The organism is Rhodoplanes sp., from assembly GCF_013377085.1.
Classification (GTDB): domain Bacteria; phylum Pseudomonadota; class Alphaproteobacteria; order Rhizobiales; family Xanthobacteraceae; genus Rhodoplanes.
The window spans coordinates 67,847-78,928 of sequence record NZ_JACAAX010000005.1; the positions used below are offsets into that span (position 1 = coordinate 67,847).

At 70.8% G+C, this 11,082-nt stretch carries 7 protein-coding genes; 3 read left to right on the forward strand and 4 right to left on the reverse strand.

The window, feature by feature from the left end; all coding sequences use genetic code 11:
* Positions 1 to 111: 111 nt before the first annotated feature.
* Positions 112 to 2,142 carry a methyl-accepting chemotaxis protein gene (locus HXX10_RS05910; protein ID WP_296520654.1) on the forward strand — a complete coding sequence of 677 codons (2,031 nt, stop codon included), beginning with the start codon at positions 112 to 114 and terminating at the stop codon, positions 2,140 to 2,142.
* Positions 2,143 to 2,221: 79 nt separating this feature from the next.
* Here HXX10_RS05910 and HXX10_RS05915 read toward each other — a convergent pair whose 3' ends face one another.
* The 3 genes from HXX10_RS05915 to HXX10_RS05925 all read right to left on the reverse strand — a co-directional run bounded on the left by HXX10_RS05915 (position 2,222) and on the right by HXX10_RS05925 (position 6,433).
* Entirely contained in the window at positions 2,222 to 4,351 is a 2,130-nt protein-coding gene (locus HXX10_RS05915; protein WP_296520656.1) for a hypothetical protein, read from the reverse strand.
* On the reverse strand, positions 4,348 to 5,277 hold the full coding sequence (locus HXX10_RS05920) for a hypothetical protein (protein ID WP_296520657.1): 930 nt from the start codon (positions 5,275 to 5,277) through the stop codon (positions 4,348 to 4,350). The genes HXX10_RS05915 and HXX10_RS05920 overlap by 4 nt, the downstream gene beginning before the upstream one ends.
* A gap of 127 nt (positions 5,278 to 5,404) precedes the next feature.
* Complete coding sequence (locus HXX10_RS05925; protein ID WP_296520659.1) at positions 5,405 to 6,433, reverse strand: CBS domain-containing protein; 1,029 nt, start codon at positions 6,431 to 6,433, stop codon at positions 5,405 to 5,407.
* Positions 6,434 to 6,632: 199 nt separating this feature from the next.
* On the opposite strand from HXX10_RS05925, the gene HXX10_RS05930 reads away from it, so the two are divergent.
* Both HXX10_RS05930 and HXX10_RS05935 read left to right on the forward strand, forming a co-directional pair.
* The gene (locus HXX10_RS05930) at positions 6,633 to 8,060 is read left to right on the forward strand and encodes a bifunctional enoyl-CoA hydratase/phosphate acetyltransferase (RefSeq protein ID WP_296520660.1); all 1,428 of its coding nucleotides are present in this window, start codon (positions 6,633 to 6,635) and stop codon (positions 8,058 to 8,060) included.
* Positions 8,061 to 8,336: 276 nt separating this feature from the next.
* Positions 8,337 to 9,926: a hypothetical protein gene (locus tag HXX10_RS05935; protein WP_296520662.1), complete on the forward strand. Its 1,590-nt coding sequence runs from the start codon at positions 8,337 to 8,339 to the stop codon at positions 9,924 to 9,926.
* A 24-nt stretch (positions 9,927 to 9,950) separates the two neighbouring features.
* Here HXX10_RS05935 and pyrC read toward each other — a convergent pair whose 3' ends face one another.
* Positions 9,951 to 11,000: a dihydroorotase gene (pyrC, locus tag HXX10_RS05940; protein ID WP_296520664.1), complete on the reverse strand. Its 1,050-nt coding sequence runs from the start codon at positions 10,998 to 11,000 to the stop codon at positions 9,951 to 9,953.
* Positions 11,001 to 11,082 lie beyond the last annotated feature (82 nt).

Below are 11,082 nucleotides of genomic sequence, written 5' to 3' on the forward strand. Positions count from 1 at the left end.
AATCGGAAAGGCTTCGTTAACTCGGCTTTCAAGCTCTACGCCGTACTAATCCTCACAGGCATGCGTGGCTGCTGCAAGGTCAGGCCGCGGCTGTGCGTCTCGGAGGGGTTCATGCGGGGGCTTCGTTTGCGGGTCGGCGCCAAGCTGACGCTCTCGGCCGCGGTCGGCATCGCGCTGGTGTCCGTGCTGGTCGGCAACGTCTTCTTCAGCGGGCGCGACACGATCGGCGCCACCGAGACGGCGCTCACCCGCCAGAAGCTCATCCAGGATGCCGGCCGTGCCCAGGTCGAGTTCGAGCGCATGCGGGTCTCGTTCCGCGAGATCAAGATGGCGCGCGCCAAGGATGAGGTCGACAAGGCGCTGGCGGGCTTCCGGACCACGGCGGCGGCGGCGGCCGGCTATCTCGGCGATATGCGGAGCGGCGTGCGGCTCGCGGCCAACCAGGATCGGCTCGACAAGGCGACCGCGCTGCTCAAGAGCTACGACGCGGCCGTGGAGGAGATCGGCGTTCTGCAGAAGCAGATCTTCGACCTGTGGGTCGCCCGCGACCAGGTTCTCGACGTGTGGAACAAGGCGTTCGACGGGTTCGTCGGCGCCGCGGCCCTCAAGGCGCTGCCGAACGGCGCCGACGTCGAGGCGCTGGTGCGCGAGGCCGATTCGATCTCCAAGACGGCCCGCATCGTCTCCTGGCGCTACGATGCCACCGAGGCGGCCGCCCAGGCGGCCCGGATCCCGCCGTTGCAGAAGAAGGCGCAGGACATGCTGCGGCAAGGCCGCGGCAAGCTGAGCGATGCCACCCTGATCGCGGCGCTCGACGGGCTCGACAAGAACCTCGCCCGCTTCTCCGAGGTGATCGACCAGACCGTGAAGGCGCGCGCCCAGCAGAACCAGGTGCTCGACACCAAGCTGCGCCCGCTGGTGAGCGAGATCGACGCGCTGATCGGCGCGACCGTCGCCTCCGCGACCCAGTTGGTCCGCGCCGAGGCGGGCGAGCTGATCGGCGGCGTCAGCCGGGCGACGCAGGTGTCCGTGATCCTCGGCCTGCTGGTGGTCGTCGTGCTGATCGGTTCCGCCGTGTTCGGCGGCCTGATGGTCGGCAAGCCGGTACGCCGGATCGGCGAGGTGCTGCGCGGCCTCGCCGACGGCAACCGCGGCGTCGAGATCCCCTACACGACCCGCTACGACGAGGTCGGCGAGGCGGCGCGCGCCGCGCTCGCCTTCCGCGACAACCTGGCCCGGGTCGAGCAGCTCGAGGCCGACCGCAAGGCGACCGAGGCGCAAACCGCCGAGGAGCGCCGCGCCGCCATGGCCCGGCTCGCCGGCGAGTTCGAGGCCGCTGTCGGGCAGATCGTCGAGCGGGTGTCGCAGGCCTCGGGCGCCCTCGAGGCGGCGGCCGGCGCGATGGCGACCACGGCCGAGACCACCCAGACGCTCGCCGGCAGTGTCGCGGCCGCGTCCGAGCAGGCCTCGGCCAATGTCGCCTCGGTCGCCTCGGCCACCAACGAGATGGCCTCCTCGGTCGGCGAGATCGGCCGTCAGGTGCAGGAGTCGAGCCGCATCGCCGCCCAGGCGGTCGCCGAGGCCCGCACCACCGACGAGCGCATCACGGCACTGTCGCAGTCGGCCGGCCGGATCGGTGACGTGGTCAAGCTGATCACGGCCATCGCCGAGCAGACCAACCTCTTGGCGCTCAACGCCACCATCGAGGCGGCGCGCGCCGGCGACGCCGGCAAGGGCTTCGCCGTCGTGGCGCAGGAGGTGAAGGCGCTGGCCGCCCAGACCGGCAAGGCGACCGGCGACATCTCGGCCCAGATTTCCGAGATGCAGGGCGCCACCCACGACTCGGTGATCGCCATCAAGGCGATCGGCGGCACCATCGGCAAGATCGCCGAGATCGCCGCGGCGATCGCGGCGGCCGTCGAGGAGCAGGGGGCGGCGACCGGCGAGATCGCCCGCAACGTCCAGGAGGCCGCCAAGGGCACCGACCAGGTCGCGCGCCACATCACCGACGTCAACCGCGGCGCCAGCGAGACCGGCACGGCCTCGGGCCAGGTGCTCGCCTCCGCCCAGGAGCTGTCCAAGGACGGCGGCCGCCTGCGCCAGGAGGTGGGCAAGTTCCTGAGTGCGGTGCGGGCCGCGTAGCGCGCTTTTGCAAGACCGACGAGACGACAACGGGCGCCCTTCGCGGCGCCCGTTTTCGATGTCGGGAGCGCTTCTGGCCTCAGGCGGCGAGGCGCAGCACGTCGGTCGAGAGGAACGATCCCGCGGTGTCGCGCAGCAGCAGCAGGCGCTGGTCCGGTGTCGGGGCGTTGGCGGCGGCGAAGCGATCGACCAGGGTTCTGACCCGCGCGGCGCCGCCGGCGTCGGCTTCGTCCAACTGAAAACCTTCGATGCGCGACTCGAGAGCCCCAATCGCCTGGCTGATCAGGATGCGGTCGAGCGATCGCGCGCGGCCGATCAGGATGCGCAGCGCCTCGGCCGAGCCCTTTCGGGCGGCGCCGTCGAAGGCCAGCGCGAAGGTCGTCGTCGCCGGGGCCGGCCGGGCGCCGGTGCGGTCGCCCACATAGGCGAGATAGGCATCGGGGCTGTGGCGGTCGAGAAAGCCGCGGACGTCGGCGAGGTCGGCGAGCCCATGCTCGAAGCGGAACAGCGCGCGGCGCGCCGCGGCGGTCGGCAGGTCGAGGGTGGCGGAGGCGGGCTCGGATCGCTTGCGGGATTGCCGGTGGCCGCGCAGCTTCAGCCCGCGCTGCAGCTTGCCGAGCAGCAGCGCCGTGACGTCGTTGGCGGCGCCGTCGCGCTGGGCGGCCTGAAGCACCGCCAGCGCCTCGTCCGTCAGGCCGAGGTCGTCGGCCAGCACGGTGGCGAGCTGGGTGCGAGGCGTGGGCTTGCTGGGCAGGATCATCATCGCGCCGCGCAGAATCTCGGCCGCGTCCTCAGGTCGACGGAGGTGCTCGGCCAGCACGGTGGCGAGCTGGGTCCGAGAATGCTCATCGTCCGGGAACTGCGCCGTCGACTCGCGCAGCAGCGCCGCAGCCTCTTCGGCGCGGCCGAAATCGTCGACCAGCACGGTGGCGAGTTGGTTTCGCCATTGCGGGTTTTCCGGAAAGCGCCGCATCGCCTCCCAGCCGACCTGCTCGGCATCGGCGGGACGTCCGGCGGCCGTGAGGGCGCGCAGCAGCAGCGACCAGGCGAAAGCATCGGTCGGGCTGTACGCGAACGCCAGGGCGGCGAGCCGGACGGCGGCCTCGCCCCGGACCTCGCGCTCGCCGGCGGGCGCCTTCTCGATCAGCCGCATCCCGACATTGCAGGCGGTACGGACCAGATAGAACACGTCGCCGGTCGCGTCGGCGTAGCGGCGGTGGCCGCCGATCAGCACATCGAGGGCCGGCTTGGCCTTGGCGAACGGCTCGCCGATCCGCCGAAGCAGCTCTTCGAGGCGCTCGCGCGGGGGCGGCTGCACGGACCGCGACAACTCGTGCGGCGAGCGTGAACGCGTGACGATCTCGACATCCTCCCGCCACCACGCGGCAGCCGGAAACGTCTTTCGCGGCGCGCCCGTTTTCTGGGTACGCTCGAACAATTCCTGCTCCATCGCCGCGACGGTCGCCTCCACCCGCGGCGGCCAAAAGCCGGGACCGTGCGGATAGTCGCCCTCCAGCACATGCCACTCGCGCAAAAAATCCTTCTTCAGCGGATTGCGCGACGCGGCCCAGCGGGCGAGGCCGTGCAGCGCGAAGTCCTCGTTGGAGGAGAACGCCTCGCCGAGCGGCAGCCGGCGCAGGCCGAGCAGGGCGACGCGCAGGCAGCTCGCATCGTACTGGCCGGATCCGCCGCTCTCGCCGCAGATCGCCAGCCACAGCGGCATCAGCCGGCGCGGTTCGAGGCCGGCCGTGGCGGCTTCGTCCTGAGTGAGCGCCAAAATGCGCCAGAACTCGCGCCGCAGGTCTAGCCCGCGGTCGATCACAAAATTCTCGAAGAAGCCGTTCCAGGCGATGTAGTGCCGGTGCAGGTCGACGACCGTTCCATGCGGCGCCAGCCGCCGCACGATCGAGACGAGCGCCACCAGCCGGCCGAGCGCCGCCTGGAAGGCCGTGCCCGTCAGCGACAGGATCGTGGCCCGGAAGGCCAGCAGCGCGTCGAGGCATCCGCAGTCGAAGGCGGCGAGCGTCGTGTCGTCGGCGCCGAGCAGCAACGTGGCGGCAGCGTCCTCGGGCTCGGCCGCGGCGAGGCGCCCAAGCCGGGCCGTGCTGTCGAGCAGGCTTACGACCGCGGCGCGCCCGTCCTTGCGGACAGCGTCGCGCCACCGATCCTGGACCGGGTCCACCTGCGCCGGGTTCACTGCCACGGTCATCCGTCTACATCCGCCGTCCGGCGCTCTCCGAAATTGGTCCGGCCGGTGGTTGAACGAAGGGCGGCGAGATGCTGTTCCCGCACGTCCAAGATGTCGGGAACCGGGATCGGTCCCGACAGCGCCCCAAACCTTAGCACATGGCGGTTGCTGTAATCCAAACGCGTGTGCAGGACCTCTCGCACGGCGACCGCATAGGGATCAGGAGCCGCCAGGTCGAGCGTGAAGCCGTTCGAAGACCCGCGCGGAACCGGCACGAAGGCCGGATTGTCCCGCGATTCCAGGACGGTGGCGAGAGCGAAGGGCCGCTCGATGCGTTTCGGCTTCGCCTGCTCGAAGACGTCCTTGGCCGTATATTCCATCAGGGCGAAACGAAACGTCTCGCCGTCGGCCGGGACGTGATGGACGAGCCCGAGGCGAAGGACCAGCCGGCGCAGCCAGTCGGGCTCTTTGAGGTCGTTCTCGACCTCGATCTTGAAGGCCGCGAATGCCGGCCGCTCGCCGTCGAAAGTCGCGAACAGGTTGGTGAACTCCGTCAGCGTCTCGGTGTCCCCGTCGCGCTTTGCGTCCGCGAGGCGGTCGTAGCCGAGCGCCGGATCACGGCGGAGGAGCTGGTCGATACGCTCCAGCCGGACGATCTTCTGGTTGGGCTCCAGGGTGGCGGGCAGCAGGGCCGGCGCGTTGAGGTCTGGCTCGAACGTCGAAGGCCGGTGCCCCCGCGTATTGCCCTGGATCGAAGCGAAAAAGTAGGTATTTGCGGCTTCGGTCACTCCGGCCGTGCCATCCCAAAGACCCTCGAAATGATCACGGCGGGCGTCGCCGACATTCTCTTCGAAGGCGTAGTTCTCGCCGACCGCCTGCTCGTATGGATCCGCGGATGCGCTCAGCGCCTCCGCAGACGCCTGCAATACCGCCTTGGTGAACTCCACCGACGACCCCACGCCTGCCCCGAAAAGACCTCGAGCAATTCGCGCAAAGGTAGAAATATCGATTGTGTGGCGCAACCTCTTTCGACGGTCGTCCAAGCATTGGACCGGGGGGATGTCGTGCCGGCTCTCACTTCCCCCAGGACAGGAACAGGCCGACGTCGCCGGGCACGCCGTCCGGGAAGTCGACGATGCGGGCCGTGAGGCCGAAGCCCTTGGACCGCAGCTCCTCCTGCCAGCGCAGGAACACCCGGGCCGCCAGGCCGCGCAGCGTCGCCGGCCATTCCGGATCGGGGACGTTGATGGCGCGGCCGTGATCGGTGCACAGCTCGCACGGGAAGCGCAGCAGCATGTGCTCGGTCTCGCCCTTCTCGGCGGCGACCTGCGCCTCGTGAATCATCCGGCTCCAGGCGGCGTCGGTCAGCTCGGCGGCCAGCATCTCGCTCGCCTCGTGTTGCCGCTTCTCCTGCGCCTGCCGGTGCGTGTCCGAACGCAGCGTCGACTCGTCCTTCTCGTGCCGCTCGACAAGGCCGCGGAAGCTGGAGGCCGACAGGCCGGGGCCGGTCGCTGGAGGCGGCGCGGCCTTGGCGGCCGACGCGGCGTCTCCGGCGATCTTCTGCTTCATGCGGGCCTGCAGGGCCGTCAGGTGCTCCTCTGCCGCCTGCAGGCTGTCGGGCGTGCGCTCGCTCGGCGGCGGCGCGGCGGTCGAACCGTTGCCGGCGATGGCCCTGACGAGGTCGGCACGGCTGACGATGCCCAGCATCCTGCCGTTGCTCAGCACCGGGGCGCGCTTGATTCGCTTGCCGGCGAGCACGCCGGCGACCTCGATGATGTCGGCGTCCTCCGGGACGGTGATCACCGGCGACGTCATGATGTCGCGGGCGACGCGCTTGTCCTTCTCCAGATGGGCGACGAACTCGGCATTGAGCTCCTCGCCCTCGGAGAGCATCCGCAGCCACCAGTCGCGGCGGGCGTCGCGGTCGTGCTCGTCGCGCGGAATCAGGTCGCCCTCGCTCACCATGCCGAGCAGCAAGCCGGCCTCGTCGACCACCGGCACGGCGCTGATTCCGTTCTGGTGCAACAGTTTGGCGATCACGCGTGCGGGCGCATCGGGCTCCACCGTGATCACGGTGCGGGTCATGATGTCGGCGGCTTTCACGGGTCCAGTCCTGTCTGTTTTCCGGTGCCGGGGAGGCGGGTGGTCGAGGGTATGCCGTGGTCCATCAATGGCTATCCGAGCCGGATCGGATCACTTTGACGTAGAGCAAGATTTCCGTCTTCGATAGAGCTACGATGCTCGCAGGCGGCGCGCGTCCGCGCCAAGACCGCCGCATATCCACATTCTAGGGAGACGGGTCATGAAAGGAACGAGCGTGCGCAATACGACCTGGGACGAACTGGAGGTGGGCGCAACGGCCGCCCTCGACAGGACGTGCACGGCCCAAGACATGTTTCTGTTTGCGCACGTTTCCGGGAATCTCAATCCCGTCACGCTTCCGAGCAGTCCCGACCAGGCCAACCAGGGCGAGCCGGTGGCGCCCTCCCTGTGGGTGGGCTCGCTGGTGTCGGCCGTGCTCGGCAACCTGCTGCCCGGGCCCGGCACCGTCTATCGGGCGCAGAGCTTCAATTTCGTCGAGCGGGTCCGCATCGGCTCGCGCCTGCGCATCGAGGTCAAGTGCATCGAGAAGCGGGAGAAGCCGCTCGCCTTGTTCGAGACCACGGTGCGCGAGGAAGACGGGCGGGTGGTCGTCCAAGGCATTGCCGAGGTCGACGCGCCGCTGACCACCATCGTCACCGAGGCGCAGGATCTGCCGCACATCATCCTCGACGAGCACGATCATTTCGCCCCGCTGATCGCCGTGGCGAAGCGCCTGCCGCCGTTACCGACCGCGGTGCTCGGTCCCGACGACCGGCATGCGCTGGGCGGTGCCGTGCTGTCGGCCGAGGAGGGGCTGATCGTGCCGATCCTGGTCGGCGACGGCGGCCGCATCCGCGCCGCCGCCAAGGATCTCGGGGTCGATATCGGCCGCTTCGAGCTGATCGACGTGTCCGACGATCGCGAGGCCTCCAAGCGGGCCGTCGCCCTGGTCAACACCGGCAAGGCCGCGGCCCTGATGAAGGGCAATGTCAGTGCCGAGGCGCTGCTCGGCGCCGTCATGAAGCGCGACGGCGGACTGCGCGGCGTGCGCCGGCTCAGCCACGCCTTCGTGCTCGACGTGCCGACGCTCGACCATCTCCTGTTCATCACCGACTGCGCCATCAACATCGCGCCGGACCTCACCACCAAGGTCGACATCGTCCAGAACGGCATCGACCTCGCACGCGCCTGCGGCATCGAGACGCCGCGTGTCGGCGTGCTGTCGGCGGTCGAGACCGTGAATCCCAACATCCCCTCGACGCTCGACGCCGCGGCCCTGTCCAAGATGGCCGAGCGCGGCCAGATCAAGGGCGGCATCGTCGACGGCCCGCTCGCCATGGACAACGCCATGGACGTCACGGCCGCGCGCACCAAGGGCATCACCTCGCTGGTCGCCGGCCGGGCCGAGGTGCTGATCGTCCCCAACCTCGAATCCGGCAACATGCTGGCCAAGGAGCTGACCTTCGTGGCCCGCGCCGAGTCGGCCGGCCTCGTGGTCGGCGCCCGGGTCCCGATCATCCTCACCAGCCGGGCCGACAACGACCGCGCCCGCCTCGCCTCCTGCGCGCTGGCGCAGCTCTACATCTATTGGTGCCGGACGGGGCGCTCGGCCTGCACGATCCCGGTATTGCCCAAAGCGGCCGAGTGAGACGGCTGGACGGCCGCACTGACGGACGGCACATGGCGGGTGGCCTGATGGCCGCCCGGCTGGCCTGCGCCGATACCTTGCAGGCCCGGTGAGCCATCGCTAGCCTCGGTGGTGGGACGCGTTCGACGAAAGCGGATGCCGGTTTTGCGTCCGAACGCGCTCCGAGAGTTGATGGATAGAGCGTTTTCTTCACGCGAGCCGCCGTCCATGTCGCCTGGAAACGCTCTGGACGTGGCACCCGCGCCGCCCGCCGGCCGGGAGTCCCGGAGGAGATCGATGCCGATCACCCCCGCCGACTGGCGATCCGGGCCGCTCCGGCGGGCCGTTTCGATCGCGGTCGTGGCCGGCTCGCTGGTCGCCTCGCTGGTCGCCTCGCTGGTGCCGGCCGGCACGGCCGCGCAGCCCGCCGCGATCCCTCCGAACCAGACGGCCCCGGCGGTCGCGACGCCCGACGCGACGATCGCGGCCGACTTCGCCGCCGTCTCGGCCGCCGCGGCCGCCAGTCACCGCGCCCTGGCACCGCTCGACCGGGCGCTCGCGGCGTTGGCGGCGCGGCGCGGGGCGGTCGCCGCCGACCTCGGCTTCGATCGCGCCCGGGCCGCTCTGCGGCGCCACGACGAAGCGCTGGCGCGGTTCGCAGGCTTCGTCGCGCTGACGCCGTCCTGGCGCGACGCCGGACACGAGGTCGCAGCCGTGCTCGCGGCCGTGCGGCCGGAGGATGTCGACGCGCTCGCCGCCGCCACCGGCGGTGCCTCGGGCGAGGACGCGGCCACGCCGCTCGCCGCCTATCGGCAGGCCGTCGGGGCGCTCGGCGCGGCCGGCGGGTCGCTCATCGAGCACCTGCGGGCGCGCCGCGAGCAGGACCGCCTCGGCGGCGACGCGCGTGGCGGCAAGGACGATCCGCGCTATCGCCAGCTCGTCGCCCAGTACGGCGAGACCTTGGCCGACGCGTCGGTCTACGTGCCGTCGTCGCCGCCGGAGCTGTTTCGTCCGCGCGTCGCGCCGCCCGAAAGGGTGTTCGACGTGGCGCTGCTCTGGGACGAGCAGGATGCCGAGTGGTACCGGCTGCCCGCCGACGTTCCGGTCGAGGAGATGTTCCGCGACGTCTTCATCGCCTCCGGCAAGCGGCCGACGCCGGGCCAGCTCAAATACCTCGCCGGCATCTCGGCCCAGGTGACATTGCGGGCTGCCACGCTCGATGCGCTGGCGGAGTATCTTCAGGCGGCCGCCGGCGGCGACGGGCCGGCCGCGCAGGCCTTCGCCCGCGCGGCCGACAGTGCCGCCATCCGGGCGGCCCTGGCAGAGCCGTGGCGGCTGCGGGCCCGCTACGTCTACGACGCCGCCCACCGGGCCTGGATGCTCGGCGCGGTCGACCAGGTCCGGCGCGATCTGGTCGCGCAGGGGGCGCCGGCCGCGGCTGCGCTGAAGACCCTCGACGACACGCTGGAGCGCTACGGCCTGACGCTCGACTCGCAATGGGCCGCGGCGGTGCCGCCCGCGGTCGCCGACGTGCGGGTGACGGCATGGTTCGCCGACGATCCGGGGACCCGCTTCGTCAGCACCTGGCGGTTCGACAAGGACGCCGTGCGGATCGAGATCGACCAGGGCCGGGCCACCGGGGTGCGGCGTGGCAACACGGTGCAGACCGAGGGGTCGATCCCGGGCCGCAACTGCACGGCGACCGACACCCGCACGTTCGCGCCGAACGGCACGCTGACGTTCTCGGCGAGCTATTCCTGCGTGCGCGACGACGGGATCGTCGACGTCAACAACCGCGTCGGCGCCGGCACCTGGGAGCTGGTCGGCGCCGCCAAGCCCTCCGCCGGGCCGCGGCCGGCGCCGGCGCCGCGCCAGCGGTCGCGCTGAGACGCGCGCCCGACCGGGCGAAACTCACGCCGCGGCGGCTTCGGCCACGCTCCAGCCCAGCGCCTCGTCGGACCCGAATGCCCGCAGGCTGCCTTCGCCCGGCACCGCGACCTCGACGGGCGCGGCCGGCGGCGTATCGACCAGCGTCACGCGCTCCTCGTTCGGCGGCAGGCCATAGAAGGCCGGCCCGTTGAGCGACGCGAAGGCCTCGAGCTTGTCCAGCGCGTTCTCCTGCGCGAACACGGTGGCGTAGCATTCGAGCGCGGCGGGTGCGTTGAACAGGCCGGCGCAGCCGCACTCGGCCTCTTTCAGGTGGCGCAGATGCGGCGCCGTGTCGGTGCCGAGGAAGAACGATCGCTCGCCGCTCGTCGCCGCCGCCCGCACGGCGAGCCGGTGCTGTTCGCGCTTGGCGATCGGCAGGCAGTAATAGTGCGGCCTTATGCCGCCGCGAAAAATGGCGTTGCGGTTGATCATCAGGTGCTGCGGCGTGATGGTGGCGCCGATCAGCGGACCGCCGGCGCGGACATAGTCGACCGCCTCCTTGGTGGTCACGTGCTCCATCACGACCTTGAGGCCGGGGAACCGCTTTCGCGTCGGGTCGAGCACCCGCTCGATGAACACCGCCTCGCGATCGAAGATGTCGACCGTCTGGTCGTTGACCTCGCCGTGCACCAGGAGCGGCATGCCGGCCTTCTCCATCGCCGCGAGCACCGAAAAAATGCGGGCGACGTCGGTGACGCCGTGGCTCGAATTGGTGGTGGCGTTCGCCGGATAGAGCTTTGCCGCCGTGAAGACGCCGTCGCGATGGCCGGCGATCAGGTCGGCCGGGTCGGTCGCGTCGGTGAGATAGCAGGTCATCAGCGGCGTGAAGTTCACGCCCGCCGGGATCGCAGCACGGACGCGCTCGCGATAGGCCGCGGCCATTGCGGCCGTGGTCACGGGCGGCGTGAGGTTCGGCATCACGATGGCGCGGCCGAAGCGGCGCGCCGTGATCGGGACGACGGTGCGCAACACCGCGCCGTCACGGAAATGAACGTGCCAGTCGTCCGGACGCCGGAGCGTGATCGACGCCATGAGATCTCTCGTGGTCGTTGCAGGGCGCGCCCGGCACGATGTGCGGGGCGCAATCGGTCGCCGTCGGGCGACGGCCCCCGGA

What these genes read in the sequence shown, in the direction of transcription:
- HXX10_RS05930 (WP_296520660.1), top strand. Translation starts at nt 6,633, where the DNA reads ATGAAAGGAACGAGCGTGCGCAATACGACCTGGGACGAACTGGAGGTG.
- HXX10_RS05910 (WP_296520654.1), top strand. Translation starts at nt 112, where the DNA reads ATGCGGGGGCTTCGTTTGCGGGTCGGCGCCAAGCTGACGCTCTCGGCC.
- HXX10_RS05935 (WP_296520662.1), top strand. Translation starts at nt 8,337, where the DNA reads ATGCCGATCACCCCCGCCGACTGGCGATCCGGGCCGCTCCGGCGGGCC.
- HXX10_RS05915 (WP_296520656.1), bottom strand. Translation starts at nt 4,351, where the DNA reads ATGACCGTGGCAGTGAACCCGGCGCAGGTGGACCCGGTCCAGGATCGG.
- pyrC (WP_296520664.1), bottom strand. Translation starts at nt 11,000, where the DNA reads ATGGCGTCGATCACGCTCCGGCGTCCGGACGACTGGCACGTTCATTTC.